This window comes from Adlercreutzia muris (assembly GCF_008831045.1).
Classification (GTDB): Bacteria; Actinomycetota; Coriobacteriia; order Coriobacteriales; family Eggerthellaceae; genus Adlercreutzia; species Adlercreutzia muris.
Window position 1 is genome coordinate 171,168 of record NZ_WAJS01000001.1, and the last position, 13,708, is coordinate 184,875.

General features: G+C 57.2%; 22 protein-coding genes. All 22 read left to right on the forward strand.

The features are described from left to right. Positions 1-9: 9 nt before the first annotated feature. The 22 genes from F8D48_RS00745 (at position 10) to F8D48_RS00845 (ending at position 13,455) form a co-directional block, all read left to right on the forward strand. The gene (locus F8D48_RS00745; RefSeq protein WP_151429549.1) at positions 10-270 is read left to right on the forward strand and encodes a hypothetical protein; all 261 of its coding nucleotides are present in this window, start codon (positions 10-12) and stop codon (positions 268-270) included. A gap of 173 nt (positions 271-443) precedes the next feature. Further along, positions 444-908, forward strand: a complete 465-nt coding sequence (locus tag F8D48_RS00750; RefSeq protein ID WP_151429550.1) for a hypothetical protein — start codon at positions 444-446, stop codon at positions 906-908. Positions 909-918: 10 nt separating this feature from the next. Continuing rightward, positions 919-1,482 (forward strand): hypothetical protein, encoded by a 564-nt coding sequence (locus F8D48_RS00755; RefSeq protein WP_151429551.1) that lies wholly within the window; start codon positions 919-921, stop codon positions 1,480-1,482. A gap of 87 nt (positions 1,483-1,569) precedes the next feature. Then, positions 1,570-1,947: a hypothetical protein gene (locus tag F8D48_RS00760; RefSeq protein ID WP_151429552.1), complete on the forward strand. Its 378-nt coding sequence runs from the start codon at positions 1,570-1,572 to the stop codon at positions 1,945-1,947. Then, entirely contained in the window at positions 1,944-2,318 is a 375-nt protein-coding gene (locus F8D48_RS00765; protein ID WP_151429553.1) for a DUF3310 domain-containing protein, read from the forward strand. Before F8D48_RS00760 ends, F8D48_RS00765 begins: the two co-directional genes overlap by 4 nt. Beyond that, positions 2,311-3,027: a phosphoadenosine phosphosulfate reductase domain-containing protein gene (locus F8D48_RS00770; protein ID WP_170272670.1), complete on the forward strand. Its 717-nt coding sequence runs from the start codon at positions 2,311-2,313 to the stop codon at positions 3,025-3,027. The genes F8D48_RS00765 and F8D48_RS00770 overlap by 8 nt, the downstream gene beginning before the upstream one ends. Positions 3,028-3,029: 2 nt before the next feature. After that, positions 3,030-4,232 carry a tyrosine-type recombinase/integrase gene (locus F8D48_RS00775; RefSeq protein ID WP_151429555.1) on the forward strand — a complete coding sequence of 401 codons (1,203 nt, stop codon included), beginning with the start codon at positions 3,030-3,032 and terminating at the stop codon, positions 4,230-4,232. A gap of 140 nt (positions 4,233-4,372) precedes the next feature. After that, the gene (gene mihF, locus F8D48_RS00780) at positions 4,373-4,690 is read left to right on the forward strand and encodes an integration host factor, actinobacterial type (RefSeq protein ID WP_151429556.1); all 318 of its coding nucleotides are present in this window, start codon (positions 4,373-4,375) and stop codon (positions 4,688-4,690) included. A 2-nt stretch (positions 4,691-4,692) separates the two neighbouring features. Continuing rightward, the gene (locus tag F8D48_RS00785; RefSeq protein WP_151429557.1) at positions 4,693-5,097 is read left to right on the forward strand and encodes a single-stranded DNA-binding protein; all 405 of its coding nucleotides are present in this window, start codon (positions 4,693-4,695) and stop codon (positions 5,095-5,097) included. A 63-nt stretch (positions 5,098-5,160) separates the two neighbouring features. After that, positions 5,161-5,481 (forward strand): hypothetical protein, encoded by a 321-nt coding sequence (locus F8D48_RS00790; RefSeq protein ID WP_151429558.1) that lies wholly within the window; start codon positions 5,161-5,163, stop codon positions 5,479-5,481. Continuing rightward, complete coding sequence (locus tag F8D48_RS11535; protein WP_170272671.1) at positions 5,478-5,648, forward strand: hypothetical protein; 171 nt, start codon at positions 5,478-5,480, stop codon at positions 5,646-5,648. Before F8D48_RS00790 ends, F8D48_RS11535 begins: the two co-directional genes overlap by 4 nt. After that, positions 5,645-6,082, forward strand: coding sequence for a dUTP diphosphatase (gene dut, locus F8D48_RS00795; protein WP_151429559.1), 438 nt, complete (start codon positions 5,645-5,647; stop codon positions 6,080-6,082). The genes F8D48_RS11535 and dut overlap by 4 nt, the downstream gene beginning before the upstream one ends. 8 nt (positions 6,083-6,090) lie before the next feature. Further along, the gene (locus F8D48_RS00800) at positions 6,091-6,537 is read left to right on the forward strand and encodes a hypothetical protein (protein ID WP_151429560.1); all 447 of its coding nucleotides are present in this window, start codon (positions 6,091-6,093) and stop codon (positions 6,535-6,537) included. A 117-nt stretch (positions 6,538-6,654) separates the two neighbouring features. Beyond that, positions 6,655-6,972: an HNH endonuclease gene (locus F8D48_RS00805; protein WP_151429561.1), complete on the forward strand. Its 318-nt coding sequence runs from the start codon at positions 6,655-6,657 to the stop codon at positions 6,970-6,972. After that, positions 6,962-7,564 (forward strand): hypothetical protein, encoded by a 603-nt coding sequence (locus tag F8D48_RS00810; protein WP_151429562.1) that lies wholly within the window; start codon positions 6,962-6,964, stop codon positions 7,562-7,564. Before F8D48_RS00805 ends, F8D48_RS00810 begins: the two co-directional genes overlap by 11 nt. A 118-nt stretch (positions 7,565-7,682) precedes the next feature. After that, positions 7,683-9,275 (forward strand): terminase large subunit, encoded by a 1,593-nt coding sequence (locus F8D48_RS00815; protein ID WP_205717299.1) that lies wholly within the window; start codon positions 7,683-7,685, stop codon positions 9,273-9,275. 4 nt (positions 9,276-9,279) lie between these two features. Then, complete coding sequence (locus F8D48_RS00820) at positions 9,280-10,560, forward strand: phage portal protein (RefSeq protein WP_147272657.1); 1,281 nt, start codon at positions 9,280-9,282, stop codon at positions 10,558-10,560. Then, complete coding sequence (locus F8D48_RS00825; protein WP_151429564.1) at positions 10,541-11,191, forward strand: HK97 family phage prohead protease; 651 nt, start codon at positions 10,541-10,543, stop codon at positions 11,189-11,191. Before F8D48_RS00820 ends, F8D48_RS00825 begins: the two co-directional genes overlap by 20 nt. Before the next feature lie 4 nt (positions 11,192-11,195). Further along, positions 11,196-12,431: a phage major capsid protein gene (locus F8D48_RS00830; RefSeq protein ID WP_151429565.1), complete on the forward strand. Its 1,236-nt coding sequence runs from the start codon at positions 11,196-11,198 to the stop codon at positions 12,429-12,431. Between the two features lie 22 nt (positions 12,432-12,453). Beyond that, complete coding sequence (locus F8D48_RS00835; protein ID WP_151429566.1) at positions 12,454-12,777, forward strand: phage head-tail connector protein; 324 nt, start codon at positions 12,454-12,456, stop codon at positions 12,775-12,777. Continuing rightward, positions 12,774-13,088 carry a hypothetical protein gene (locus F8D48_RS00840; RefSeq protein WP_147272658.1) on the forward strand — a complete coding sequence of 105 codons (315 nt, stop codon included), beginning with the start codon at positions 12,774-12,776 and terminating at the stop codon, positions 13,086-13,088. The genes F8D48_RS00835 and F8D48_RS00840 overlap by 4 nt, the downstream gene beginning before the upstream one ends. Next, entirely contained in the window at positions 13,075-13,455 is a 381-nt protein-coding gene (locus tag F8D48_RS00845) for an HK97 gp10 family phage protein (RefSeq protein ID WP_151429567.1), read from the forward strand. Before F8D48_RS00840 ends, F8D48_RS00845 begins: the two co-directional genes overlap by 14 nt. The last annotated feature ends 253 nt before the right edge of the window (positions 13,456-13,708 follow it).

Consider the following 13,708-nt stretch of genomic DNA (forward strand, 5'->3'; position numbering starts at 1 on the left):
GCAATATCTATGTCTAAGTCTAAGTCTATGTCTAGGTCTAAGGCATTCGGTTTCGGTCATAAAACCGAAACCGAAACCGAATGCCTGTTGCTTGTGACGTTGACTAACAAGAAAGTTTCTCTTTCTTGGTTCTTCTTTCTGGGCATGAAATCGCTTCCGCGTTCCTTAAAGCCTGATTTTGCAGTTTTCAACGCGTTTTCCACAAAGTTTTACACATTCGGCAAGATTGGAGATTTTGACCATGCCAGTTCATTACGAAAACCACGTTAAGACACGGGAATGCCCGAAGTGCGGCATTCAACGCCCGCTTGATTGGTTCGCCAACGAGGGTGAACCGTGCTGGAAGTGCAAGAACCTTGCATGGAAGGACAAGCGCACGCCCGAAGATGGCTTGCTTGGCTCAATCAGCAAGCGCCACGGAAAGCACGCGAAGGGGGCTTGTGATGACCTTATCGGATAAGTTGACGCGCGATCAGGTGCGCGATGCGTTCAACCGCAACTTGACCTATGCGGACTTGTGCGGCATCGACATTCGGGCTTTGCAAGGTTTCATAGCCATTGAGTGCGCAAGGCATGACCGCAAGCTAGCCAGCAAGGGCGAATTGCTCATGCTCATGCAGCCGTCATGTCTCAAAAAGCACGCCCCGAACATCAGTGCATCAACGGAACGTCCGGGGATTTACGAAGCGTTTTTGCGCGTCGATGGCCGCTATTGGCAAGGCCGCGAAGCGGTCAGCTTCAACGGCGACGGCTTCATAGGCATTGCCGGTTGGGCTGATGACAACAACGTGCAACCGTTCTTGCGCGGCTTCATGCGCTGGCTCAAAGAGTGGATGAATTGCACGCGCGGCATTCCGCGCAGTGCGATTGCAGACCCGGCGGCATACGCTGCCGCGCTGGCTTGTTAGGGGGTATCTCATGGGACTTTTCAAACGCGTTGAATGCAATGAGGAAGCCGAGCAACCGAGCATGAGCGCCGCCGAACTTGAACAGATGGTTTATGCGACCTACCAAGAAAAGCTTGATCTTGCGAAGCAGCTTGACGGCGCGAAAGCCCGTATTGAATCGCTTGAAGAGACGTTGCAGGAAAAGACAACGAAGCTTCGGGCGGCGGAAGAGTTCGCGCGGCAAAGCGAATCAGAGCGGAAAAGCACCGCATCAAAGATCGAGCCTTTGGAGCAGAGCAAGAAGCAGCTTCAAACCAACCTAAAGCAGGAAAAGGCACGCGCCGCCACGCTTGAAGTGCGGATTGAGGAATTGGAGAACGCCAGCCGTGGCCGCATGGCGGCTTACCGGCGTGAACTGGTTGAGGAAATGCAGCGCCAAGCCGTCTGCGCAAGCGGTGGTTGGTCAAAAGCCCGCGTTCTTGGATTCCTTGGTGGTTTCCTGCCGGAAACGGAAGAGGTCACTTCATACGACGGCAGCTTTGTTGCGGAATGCGACAGCGAACCAGAGCCGCGCAGAAGCGCCAAAAAGGCGTAAAGGGCTACAGATACCCACAAAACACCAAAAGACGGCCACAGCGGCCACGAGAACCGCGAATGCGGCGAAATCTAGGAAGGTCAGAATATGGCAAAAGACACTTGGCCGGATTTAAGCACCCGGCAAGGCTTCATTGAAGCCATTGAGCAAGCGGGGGAATACATACGCGACCACGCAAGCAATCTGCTTGGAGAGTACCCAAGCTTGCTTTGCGAGTTCGACATAACCGCGCGTTTTCGCTTCGATGCCGTGCCCACCGTGGAGATCAGGCGCGAGCATATAGCGGCACCGCTGGACGAATACCAGCAACGCCGCGCGGACGTTGATAGCGTGGAAAAGGTTTGCCGCGATATGTACCGGGAAATCATCGACCACGACGCGAAGCACCCGGACGAAGTACCGCCAGCAGATGACACACGCGCCCTTTATGGCGACCGTCTGCGAGCGCTGGGGGTGGCGCTATGAGCGACGTTAGCTTGCAGCAGATCGAAGCCGCCAAAGACGCGGTTTCGCACCCTAGCCACTACACCAGCGGCGGCATTGAGTGCAAGGACGCTATGGCGGCGATGATGGGCACGGGCTATTGCTTGCAGCCATGCGCCAACGACGGCAAGGCCGTGAACCTTGCGCCCATCGCGCTTTACTGGTGGGGCTGCGCGTTCAAGTACCTATGGCGCTGGATTCGCAAGAACGGCGTTCAAGACCTGAAAAAGTGCAAGCAGTGCATTGATTTTCTGATTGAGGAAATCGAGCCGAAGACCACCACCGAAACCAAAGGTTTTGATACTGCTTGGTACGCCAAAGGCGGCGTGTTTGAGGATGGCGGCAATGAGTAACAGCAATCAACCTGAAAGCCAATGGCTCATTGCGTCCGTGTCGTGGGGCAAGGACAGCTTGGCGATGCTCCATTTGCTGCTGGACGAAAAGAACACGCCAGACCTTAACGAAGTTGTTTTCTTCGATACCGGCATGGAGTTTGAAGCGATCTACCGCGAACGTGACCGTATGTTGCCGGTGCTTGCTTCAATGGGCATTGAATACACGGAGTTGAAGCCAAAAGAACCCTTCTTGCACAAGATGTTCGTTCACCCGGTGAAATCGCGCGAGACGGGCGAAATACACAAGTACGGCTATGGATGGTGCGGCGGCGCGTGCCGCTGGGGCACTACCGAGAAGACCGCAGCCCTAGACCGCTACGCCGAGGGCAAAGGCGCAATCGTCTACGTTGGAACTGCGGCGGACGAAGAAAAGCGCCTTGCCAAGCAGCACAAGCCCTATAAGCGCTTCCCGCTTGCGGATTGGGGCTATACCGAAGCGGATTGCTTGGAATATTGCCGCGCCTACGGTGCCACGTGGGAGCAAGACGGCGTGTGCCTTTATGACGTGCTAGACCGCGTTTCGTGCTGGTGCTGCCGGAACAAGAACCAACGCGAGTTGAGGGCTATTCACGATCACTTGCCGCGCTACTGGCAACAGTTACTTGCGCTTGAAAGCCGCTTGGGCACCATGAAGAGCAAGCCGCTGCCTGAAATAGCGGGTGCGTAGCCATGAGCGCTTGCAAGGTCAAATGGAGCAAGGCGCGTGAAGTCTGGTACGCACGCCCCTACCTTGGGCAAACGCCAGAAGGTAAGAAGATACAGCCCTATAGAGAGTTCCCGGCGGCGCACGACGAAGCGGAAGCGCAGGAAATGGCTAACGCTTGGGCGGCTAACCTTACGGCTGACGGTCTAGTAGCAAGTGCGCTGATTGCCGACCTGCTGGACGATTACACGGCCATGAGGGAGCGCAACGGCGCAAGCCCTAACAGCGTGCGCAGCTATAGGCTATTTGCCAAGTATGCCCGGAAGTACCTTGCAACCTCAAACGCCCGTGATTTACGCGTCGCCGACTTCAACCGCTACGAACAACGCTTGATGGTGCCAAAGGAACTAGGCGGGCAAGGCTTGTCCCGCAATAGCGTTATCAATGTCCATAACTTCATGCGCGGCGCATATAAGTTCTTCGTGAAAGCGGGCATATGCGAAACAAACCCGATCATTGACGTTGAGAAGCCAAGCCCTGAACACCACGAAGCGCAAGCGCTCAACATCGGCGATTTCCGCAAGCTGGATGCGCAGTTAAAACCACTGCTGAAACCAGAGGTTTTGAACAAGCGGACGTGGCGCAAGGCGCTGAACGCCTTTGCCGCGTGGTTCTCGCTTAGAACCGGCATGAGGGTTGGCGAGGTGTGCGCGTTGCGTCCGGGCGAGATTTACCGGGCTGCAAAGTACGTCCACGTGGGCGGCACCGTCATTGAGAAGAAGGGCAAGAAGCCCTACAGGCGCGACGTTACCAAAGGCCGTAAGTGCCGCAACATCGGCATTACCACAAGCGACATTGAAACCATTGATGCGTTCATGGAACTTCGCCGGTTGTTCTGCGGCGATCTGCCGAGCAACGCGCCGTTGCTCACGGTTGATGGCGGCTATCTTCGCCCTAACAGCGTTTCACGCGCATTCACGACGTTTGCCGGAAAAATCGAAATGCCGCAAGGCTTCGTCTTCCACGACTTGCGGCACACGCACGCAACGTGGCTTCTGACCCACGGCGTAGACCTGAAAACCGTTTCGGAGCGATTGGGGCACGCAGACGAAGCAACCACGCTTCGCATCTACGCCCACGTCTTGCCGGGACGCGACGCATACGCCGCAAGCGTCTTCGAGCAAGCGGCCATGGAAGCCACGGCAGACCTTGAAGAGGTGTTGCAATGAAGTTGCAATGGCGCATTTTGAACGCGCACCGCGCACCACCGTAAACGCGCAGGTGCGACACCGAAAAGGCTTTCAAGACAAACAGCAAGTGACTGATAAGAAGTAATTATCAAGCACATAGGAAGAAAGAGGGTAAAACGATGGTTCCCGAACTGACCAAAGAACAGAGAATTGCCAACCTTGAAAAGGCAAAGCAGATGCGCAAGGAACGCACCGAGTTGCGCAGCCAGCTTGCAAGCGGCGTGCTGAACGTCTGCGATCTAATCAACCTTGCAGAGCGTGGCGACAAGGCGGCATCTGGTATGCGCGTGAAACAGATGATTAGCGCCCTTCCGGGCTACGGCTTCAAGAAGACGCAAGCGCTTATGCACGCGTTGAGCATCGCCGAAAGCAAGCGCGTTGGCGGTCTTGGCGTGAAGCAAGCCCAAGCGCTCATTGACCGGCTGGGCGGTGAATAGCTATGAGCCTGAACACCTGCACCATTTCCGGCAACCTTGGCAAGGCCGCTGAACTTCGGTACACGAACAGCCAACTTGCCGTGGTGTCGTTTTCGGTGGCCGTGAACGAGCGACGCAAGCAAGCCGACGGCAGCTATCAAGATGAAGTGAACTGGCTTGATTGCACCATGTTTGGCAAGCGTGCCGAAGCCCTGCAACCCTACCTTGCGAAGGGCACCAAGCTTTCGTTGAACGGGCACCTTCACAAGTCAACCTATGAGCGCGACGGCAAGCAGTACAGCCGCGTTGAAATCATCGTTGACGAAGTGGAGTTGATGAACGCCCGCCGTGAAGCCCAAGCGCCGGAAGCCATGCCGCCGCAAGCCGTGGAAGCTGCCAGCGTCTATGACAGCGACATACCGTTTTAGGGTTGGTGGCTTATGCAATGTTTCGTGAGCGGTAGGCGTACCGGCAAGACCACGCGGCTAATCATGCTTTCGCACGACACCGGCATACCGATTTACACGCGCACCGCGCAAATGGCGGCGTTCGTGGAGCATCAGGCAAGAACCTTGGGCGTGACGATACCGAAGCCGATTTGCCGGACACCAAAGCTTATAGGCTTGCGCCCAAGCAAAGTGATCGTGGACGAAGCGGGCGGCGTGCTTGAAGACGTGTTGGGCGCAAAGGTTGTTGCCGCGTCAATCGACGGCGAAGCCCTGAACCCTGCAATACCAGACCTTGAAGCAATGGGCTTTCTTGATCTGCTCCGCGCATGGCGCAGGGCACGCAAGCGGAAGGGCAAGCAATGAGCCTTGAAGACTGCGAGAACCGGGGCGCGGTGCTGGACGGCAAGAAGTGCTTTTGCACGCCGTGGAACTGCTGGACTAACTGCCTTGAAGTTGGGCATTGCATCTATGAGAAATGCCGCAAGCCAAAGCAAGGCACGCTATTTGACGAAAGCGAGATTGAAGAATGATTGGACGCAAAATGAACGTGAGACTTTTGGACGGCGCGGAACTGCCGCGCTATGCGCACGACGGTGACGCGGGGCTAGACCTTCGCATTACCCACGACGTGACACTAGAGCCGGGGGCGCGTGCTACCGTTGGCACGGGTCTTGCGGTTGAGATTCCGCAAGGGTGCGTGGGGCTGGTGTTCCCGCGAAGCGGCCTTGCAAGCAAGCACGGCATCACGCTTTCAAACAGCGTGGGCGTGATTGATTCGGGCTATCGCGGAGAGATCGGCGCAACGCTGCTGAACCAGTCGGACGAAACCACCACGCTTGATGCGGGCACGCGCGTTTGCCAGCTTATCGTTATGCCGTTCGTTCCGTGCGAGTTGGTGCCCTGCGAAGAGTTGACCGAGACAGAGCGCGGGGCGGCTGGCTTCGGCAGCACCGGCATTGCGTAGGTGAAGCCATGAGAGCGCAAGAATACTTTGAACAGGTGCGCGAAGCCGTGTTGGAGATTGAGCGCTCAAAGGAAATGTTGGCACGAATGTTGGCATCAGAGGGCGCGAAGATACAGCGCTACGGTGAGCAGCAGGGCAACGGCAACAGCGATGCGATGGACAGGGTTAACCGGCGCATTGAGTTTGAGCAGAGATTACAACGCAGAATCAACGAAGCATCGGAAATGCTGGACGAAGCAACCGCGCTACTGTACGGCGACGATGACCACGGCGGCTTGGCGAAGCTGAAAGGCAACCGCTACGCTGACGTGCTTTGCATGGCCTATTGCCAAGCGATGGCATGGCATGAGGTTGCCGAGGTCATGCGCTGTTCGCAACAGTGGTGCCGCGAACTTTCGCGGGCTGGGTTCAAGTATATTGACGAAGCGGGCTTTGCGAAATTGAAGACCGCTTGAAAAGATTTTACTTGCGTCCACTTTCCGACTTCTGCTAAAGTTCGCTAAGGTGGTTAGAACTATGCAAAGCGTCACGGACTTAGAGCCGTGGCGCTTTTTCTTTTGGGGTGGTGGCGCATGGCTAAACCGTTTAGTGACGCGTTCTATCATTCCAAGGCTTGGGAGCGTGCGCGGGAAGATGCGCTAAAGCGCGATAGCTACTTGTGCCAACGCTGCCTTGCCAATGGAGAGATCACACCGGCAACGATGGTTCACCATATCGAAGAACTGACACCGGCCAACATCGACAACCCGGACATTACTTGCGGCCTTGATAACTTGGTCAGCCTTTGCGACCTATGCCACAAGAAAACGCACGGGTGGGCGCGTGCCGGTGCGACCCGTCAAGGGCTTGCGTTTGATGCCGACGGCAACTTGATTTGCCTTGCCGAATGATCGGCGCGACGAGAAACGCAAACCAAAGGAAAAATTACAGAACACAAAACAGCAGGTCAGGGCGGCGGGCAATCCCCCCGGTTTGAATCTGCGCAATGATTCCTTGGGCACCAACGCCGGGAGTCAATTTTATTCGTGCGCCGACTTTTCAAAGGGGGGTGGTCTTGTGAAGAAAGAAAAAGTATGCGATAGTTCGCAAGTTTCGGGCAAAGTTGCCGAGAGTAAGCCGAAGCGCAAGCCCGCCACCCCGCAAGCGAGGGTTGACAGCGAGTTGCGCAAGCTTCAACGCCTTACCAAAGACGCGATACCAGAGGACAAGCGCAACGTTGTGCTTGGGATGCTTCCCAACCTTGCGTTCATGAAGTACAAGTTGGACGAAGCCCGCAAAGATTTGCTTTATGAAAGCATCTACACCGAGTATGACAACGGCGGCGGGCAATCGGGCTTGCGCGAGCATCCCGGCTTTCAGGCATACAACAAACTTTTCACTACGTTTCAGCGCGGCATCAAGCAGCTTTGCGACATGATGCCGACCGGCGCGGCGGCTGCTGATGCGCTCACGGACTACCTAGCTGAAACGCGCTATGACTAAGGCCGCTAAGGCTGGGCGGTGCGAGAAAGCTATACGTGAATATTTCGGCGGCGTGCTGGACGGGTCTATAACGGCCTGTCGCAAGATCAAGCAGGTAGCTGCAAAGATTATGCGCGACATGGACAACAAAGACCCGCTTTATCCGTACCATTTCCGCGAAGAGTACGCACAGAAGCACGTTAACTTCATTGAACGCTTTTGCCGCCTACCATCCGGCAAGCTTGGGCACGCTTTCAAGCTGGAATTGTTTCAACTTGCCATTCTGTCCGTGATTTTCGGCTTCGTTGACGCAGAGGGCTTGCGGCAGTACCGCGAAGTGCTTTGGGTCATGGGCAGGAAGAACGGAAAGACCGCGCTTGCGTCCGCAATCGAAATTGACTTGCAGGTGAACGATGACGAGGGCGCACCAGAGGTCTACAACGTCGCAACCGCCCACGATCAGGCGGCTAAGGGCTTCAACAACGCTTGGCGCATGATTAAAACGTCACCGGCGCTGTCAAAGCACATTCGCAAGCGCGTGAGCGACCTATATTGCGATTTGAACATGGGCACCATCAAGGCGCTTAGCGCAAACACGAACCACCTTGACGGCTTGGACGTGTCGGGCGCGATCATCGACGAGTTGGCGGCCATGCGAAACCGCGACTTGTACGACCTGACCATACAAGGCACGTCGGCGCGTAGGCAACCGCTGGTTTTGGAGATCACAACCAACGGTTTTGTTCGCGCTGGCATCTTCGATGCTCAATACCAGTACGCCGCGAAGTGGCTTGACGGTCAGGCAACCGGCACGGACGCGGAACGCTTCATTGCGTTCATCTACGAATTGGACGAACGCGAGGAATGGGAGCATGAACCGGCTTGGGTCAAGGCGAATCCGGGCTTAGGCACTATCAAATCACTGCCAGCGCTTCGCAAGAACGTGAGCAAGGCCAAGAACGACCCTACGTTTCTGCCGACGCTGCTTGTTAAGGATTTCAACCTGATTGAGAACCAAAGCCAAGCTTGGCTTACATGGTCAGAGATTCACAACGACGCGACATTTGACCCGTCGGACGGCTTCACATATGCGATTCTGGGCGTTGACGCTTCGGACACTACCGACCTTACGGCGGCGTGTCTGCTCATGCAGCGCCCAAACGACCCGAACATATACGCGCTGCACATGGCGTGGATTCCGCAACGTGCGCTAGAGCAAGCGGAGCGCGAGGGACGGCGCGGCGGGCGCGACGGCGTGCCCTATGATGCGTGGATTGCCAACGGCTACTTGCGCACGTGCCCAACGCCGATTATCGACAAACGCACGGTGCTTGATTGGGTGGCCGAGATTCAGCAGAAATACGGCATCTATGCCGTTGCTTGCGGCTATGACCCGTGGCATATGCGCGACGTGCCGACCGTGGAAGCTTACGAAGGGTACTTTGGCGCTGACTACTTCCGGCGCGTCGTGCAGGGTGCGCAAACCCTGTCAATGCCCATGAAGGAACTGCGGGCGCTTTACCGGGAGAACCGAATAGTTGACAACGCCAACCCAATTGCGGAGTGGTGCCGCTCAAACGTGGCCGTCAGATCGGACGCGAACGGCAACATTGCGCCGGACAAGAAGAACCAAGACCCGCGCAACCGCATTGACGCATGGGCGGCGGAGTGTGACGCGTTCGTAGTCCTTAAAGACATGGCCGACGAATACCAATCGATGATAGGGGGCTGAAACCTTGGCAAGACTGAAACCGCGCTTGCGCTCAATGTTCGATTCCGTGTTTCACGGCAAGCAGATGCAAGCCGTAAACGGCTACTTCTCAACGTTCACGGCCTACCAACCAAGCTTCACCACTTGGACGGGCGGCATTTACGAAGCGGAGTTGACGCGCTCAATCATCGAGAGCGGCGCGAACCACGCAAGCAAGCTGAAACCAGAGGTGAGCGGCACCGCGCAGAGCCACGCCACGGCTTCGCTGGCCTACCAGCCCAACCCGTGGATGACAACGCCGCAGTTCATCAAGCGCATTTACACCATGTTGCAGGTGAACGACACGGCGTTGATTATTCCGCTGTTCGCCGATGACAACACAACGCACGTTGGCTATTACCCGGTGTTGCCGAGCAAATGCACGGCCTATGACGTGGGCGGCGAACTTTGGTTGAAGCTGGACTTTCCGACTTCTGAAAGCGTGTACGTGGAATGGTCACGCGTCGGCGTTATGACGCGCCACCAGTACCGAAGTGATCTTTTCGGCGACGGCACCAACGTGCTTAATCCAACGCTAGAACTGATGCACGCGCAGACCGAAGGGGAAATGAACGCCATTAAGCAAGGCGCTTTCATCCGCTTTATAGGCAAGTTGAGCCAGAACCGCAACGACAAGGACAGGGAACAGGCCGCAAAGGACTTCAACAAGCAGCTTGACCCGTCTAACGCGGGCGGCATCGCCGTGTATGACCGTATCTTTGACGATGTGAAGCAGATTACGCCGTCAAGCTACACGGTTGACGCGGCGCAGATGGAGCGCATCGAGAAGAGCGCCTATAGGTTCTTCGGTACCAACGAAGATGTGGTGCTGAACAAGGCGAACGAGGACACCTATAACGCGTTCTATGAAGGGAACATTGAGACGTTCGCCGTTCAGCTTGGCTACGTGCTAACCGCGATGACCTACAGCAGGAACGAGATTGCCCACGGAAACGAAATCATGTTTTCGGCAAACCGCTTGGAGTTCGCCAGCAACACCACGAAGCTTGCCGTTTCAACGGCGCTTTTCGACCGTGGAATCTGGAACGGCAACCAAGTTGCCGACGTGTTCCAATCGCCGCACTACGAGGGCGGCGAGCGCCACGTAATCCGTGGCGAGTATATCGACCTTGGGTTGATTAGCGAGCATACGGCAGAGCAAGCCGCGAGCGCCGCGCAGACCAACGCCAACATTGCGCTTTCAGAGCAGATAGGCGCACCAAAGGACAAGGGACAAGGGGGCAACGATGCCAAGCAAGCCGAATGAAAGACAGTACCGAACATTGACCGCCACGCTCGCGCCGCTCAAACGCGCAGACGAGGGCGGCGAAGAGCCGAAGAAGCGCTTTGACAGTGATTACTACGTCGAGGGCTACGCAAGCACGTTCAATGACCCCTACCCCATCTATTGCGACTTCGCGGGCAACGAGTATTTTGAGATCATCAGCCCCGATGCTTTCCGCGAAGCCGATATGTCGGACGTGATTTTGCAGTACGACCACGAATGGCGCGTGTACGCCCGCACGAGTAACGGCACGCTGCTTATCGAGCCGGACGAACACGGCTTGTTCATCGCCGCCGACCTGTCGCGCAGCCAAGCATCGCGCGAGCTTTACGAAGAGATAGCCGCCGGACTTATCACGCGTATGTCATGGGCGTTCACCGTGGCCGCTGACGAGTTCGACAGGGAAACCCGCACTACCACTATTACGCGGGTCAAAAAGGTTTTCGACGTGTCGGCGGTGAGCCTTCCGGCTGACCCCAACACCGAGATTAGCGCACGCAACTTGCTTAACGGAGAGATTAAGCAGACGCGCAAGGAGTTTGCGCGGCGGCGCATGACGCACGCGAGAGCGTGCGCCGTAATGGCAATTGCAAACGCAAGAAAGAAAGGCTAGAACCATGGATGAACTGTTGAAGGAACTGCAAGCGCTGATTGACAAGTACGCCGAGGGAACCCCCGAGGGAGTGACCGAGGAAGAGGCCAAGCAGGACGAAGAGCGCATGGCCGAACTTACGGCGGAGATCGAGCGCAAGACCACCGAGCAGGCCGAGCAGCGCAAGACCCGCGCCGCCGCTGTCGCCGCCGCCCGTTCCGCTATCGAGAGCGGAGCCGCGCCGAAGGTTTCCACCGTGCCGCTGGCACGCAGCGCGAGCGCTGCCGGTGCCGTCGTGCGCGACACTACCGACTACGAAGCCGCAGCGAAGCGCGGTTGGCTCAAAGACATTGCGACCCGCGCGGGCGTTCAGCTTGGCGGCGGCAACGAGATGACCACGCAGGAGCGTGCGGCGTTCACCGCGCTTACCACCAACACAGATGCCGTTATCCCGAAGGAGATTCAAGGCCAGATCATCAGCCTTGTTGACAATTCGGCGGTGCTGTTCGGCGATGTGAGCCGCTCAACCTTTAAGCACCAATTCGAGTTGGTGCGCCACACCGGCATTGCGCAGGGCGATGCCGAGCAGACCGACGAGGGCAAGGCACCCACCGACGAGAAGAACGAGTTTGACACCATCGGGCTTGTTGGCGTGGAGATCAAGAAGACCGTTAAGCTGTCCCGCAAGATGGCCGTTCAGTCCATTGACGGCTTCGAGAACTGGCTAATTTCCGAGGTTGCCGCCCGCATCGCCGTTGCGGCAAACGCTTTCGTCCATACGCGCCTTGACGATGCCAAGTTGGGCATGGCGGTTGATAACAAGCTGACCGTTGCAAAGGCCGGAACGCTCACCAAGGCCGACATTGTGAAGACCCTTGGGCTGTTGAAGACCTTTGCGAACCCCGCGCCGAAGGGCTGCATTATCTACGCGAACAACAACACCATTTGGAACTACATTGCCATGGTTGAGGACGCTAACAAGCGCAGCTACTTTGTGGACGAAAAGAGCGATGACCCCGCCGTGCAAGGCCGCATCTTCGGGCGCATCGTCAAGCAGGACGATGCTTGCGGCGATGGCATTATCAAGGTTGGCTATCCCGACCTTATCAAGGGCAACGCCTTTGACGGCGTGGACGTTACGGGCTACGTCGCAACCGACGGTTCGCAGAACCATTGCTTCGACGGCTACTTGCTCTATGATTGCGGCCTTGCCGTCCCGCAGTCTTTCGCGCAGCTTACCATCGGCGGCGCATCCGCCTAAGTGATCTAAGGGGGTGCCACCGATGGCAGACGAAAACAAAGCCGACCTTCTGGCGGCTTGCCGTAGCGCCCTGCGCATCCCTGCCGATTACACCGGCTATGACGAAGAGATAGCCGACCTTGTGAGCGCCGCCCGTTCCGCACTGGTTGCGGGCGGCGTTTCCGACGCTAAGGCCAACAGCGACGATGACGCAAGCGTGCGCGTCGCCGTGAAAACCTACGTCAAGGCTAACTTCGGCATGGACAACCCGGACGCTGACAGGCTCATGCGCTCATTCGGCGAAATGCTTTGCCGCATGGCCGGAAGCACCGAGCATGGCGGCAAGCCAGAAGCGGGCGCGCAATGAGTATGTGGGCTGGCACGTGCCAGCTTGCCACCGAGACGCAGACGCGCGACAAGCGCGGCGTTGTGTCCACTTCGCTTGCGTTCCGGGACGTTCCTTGCAACGTCTACAGCATCAGCGCGGCAGCTTACTACGCCGCCAGCGCGGCGGGCATCAAGCCGCAAGCGGTAATCGAGTTGAGGGCGTGCGCCTATCGCGGCGAAACGCTGGTGAAGTTCAACGGCGCGTTGCTTGCCGTTGAGCGTGCGGAGCGTTCGCCGGACAACGTGCGGCTAACGCTTGTTGAGAGGGTGGGCGACCGTGAGCAGGGTTAGCAACGACATTGAACGCGAGATTGCCGCCGCCATGCGCGACTGCATAGGCGAAAACGAAGCGGTGTTGGAGCAGAGAGCCGCCGCCGCTGGCAAAGAAGCAGTGAAGCGCCTGAAAGCCGAGAGCCGCAAGCGTTCCGGCAAGTACGCGAAGGGCTGGACTAGCACCGTAGACCACGCAAGCTTGGAACAGGGCGTTGAAGTGACGGTGCATAACAAACAATACCAGCTAACGCACCTGCTTGAAAAAGGCCACAAGGTCAAGAACCAGACCGGCAAGACCTACGGTGTTGCGCCGGGTGACGGCGTTATTGCAGCCGTGGCCGAAGAGGTGGGGCGCGAGTTCGCGGCGGGCGGTGATGCGACGTGATAACGCTTGACCAGCTTTGCGGCGTGCTTGACGGTCTGGGCATCCCTTGGGCTAACGAGGGCTTTTCAGACGATGACAAGCCCGCCCCGCCCTACATGAGCCTTGAAGCGGGCTTTGGCGAAACGGGAGTTAAGGCTCAAAAAGTGTGCTCCCCACGATGAGTAACCGCGAGGTCGTGCTCGATAAATCGACGCCGCAAGTTGCTCCGCGCCAACTTCTCACTGGCTCAAAAAGCGTGCTCCCGTAGCTGTTG

Coding starts and splice junctions, on each gene's coding strand:
- F8D48_RS00745 (WP_151429549.1), top strand. CDS start 10: ATGTCTAAGTCTAAGTCTATGTCTAGGTCTAAGGCATTCGGTTTCGGT.
- F8D48_RS00750 (WP_151429550.1), top strand. CDS start 444: ATGACCTTATCGGATAAGTTGACGCGCGATCAGGTGCGCGATGCGTTC.
- F8D48_RS00755 (WP_151429551.1), top strand. CDS start 919: ATGGGACTTTTCAAACGCGTTGAATGCAATGAGGAAGCCGAGCAACCG.
- F8D48_RS00760 (WP_151429552.1), top strand. CDS start 1,570: ATGGCAAAAGACACTTGGCCGGATTTAAGCACCCGGCAAGGCTTCATT.
- F8D48_RS00765 (WP_151429553.1), top strand. CDS start 1,944: ATGAGCGACGTTAGCTTGCAGCAGATCGAAGCCGCCAAAGACGCGGTT.
- F8D48_RS00770 (WP_170272670.1), top strand. CDS start 2,311: ATGAGTAACAGCAATCAACCTGAAAGCCAATGGCTCATTGCGTCCGTG.
- F8D48_RS00775 (WP_151429555.1), top strand. CDS start 3,030: ATGAGCGCTTGCAAGGTCAAATGGAGCAAGGCGCGTGAAGTCTGGTAC.
- mihF (WP_151429556.1), top strand. CDS start 4,373: ATGGTTCCCGAACTGACCAAAGAACAGAGAATTGCCAACCTTGAAAAG.
- F8D48_RS00785 (WP_151429557.1), top strand. CDS start 4,693: ATGAGCCTGAACACCTGCACCATTTCCGGCAACCTTGGCAAGGCCGCT.
- F8D48_RS00790 (WP_151429558.1), top strand. CDS start 5,161: ATGCTTTCGCACGACACCGGCATACCGATTTACACGCGCACCGCGCAA.
- F8D48_RS11535 (WP_170272671.1), top strand. CDS start 5,478: ATGAGCCTTGAAGACTGCGAGAACCGGGGCGCGGTGCTGGACGGCAAG.
- dut (WP_151429559.1), top strand. CDS start 5,645: ATGATTGGACGCAAAATGAACGTGAGACTTTTGGACGGCGCGGAACTG.
- F8D48_RS00800 (WP_151429560.1), top strand. CDS start 6,091: ATGAGAGCGCAAGAATACTTTGAACAGGTGCGCGAAGCCGTGTTGGAG.
- F8D48_RS00805 (WP_151429561.1), top strand. CDS start 6,655: ATGGCTAAACCGTTTAGTGACGCGTTCTATCATTCCAAGGCTTGGGAG.
- F8D48_RS00815 (WP_205717299.1), top strand. CDS start 7,683: ATGGACAACAAAGACCCGCTTTATCCGTACCATTTCCGCGAAGAGTAC.
- F8D48_RS00825 (WP_151429564.1), top strand. CDS start 10,541: ATGCCAAGCAAGCCGAATGAAAGACAGTACCGAACATTGACCGCCACG.
- F8D48_RS00830 (WP_151429565.1), top strand. CDS start 11,196: ATGGATGAACTGTTGAAGGAACTGCAAGCGCTGATTGACAAGTACGCC.
- F8D48_RS00835 (WP_151429566.1), top strand. CDS start 12,454: ATGGCAGACGAAAACAAAGCCGACCTTCTGGCGGCTTGCCGTAGCGCC.
- F8D48_RS00840 (WP_147272658.1), top strand. CDS start 12,774: ATGAGTATGTGGGCTGGCACGTGCCAGCTTGCCACCGAGACGCAGACG.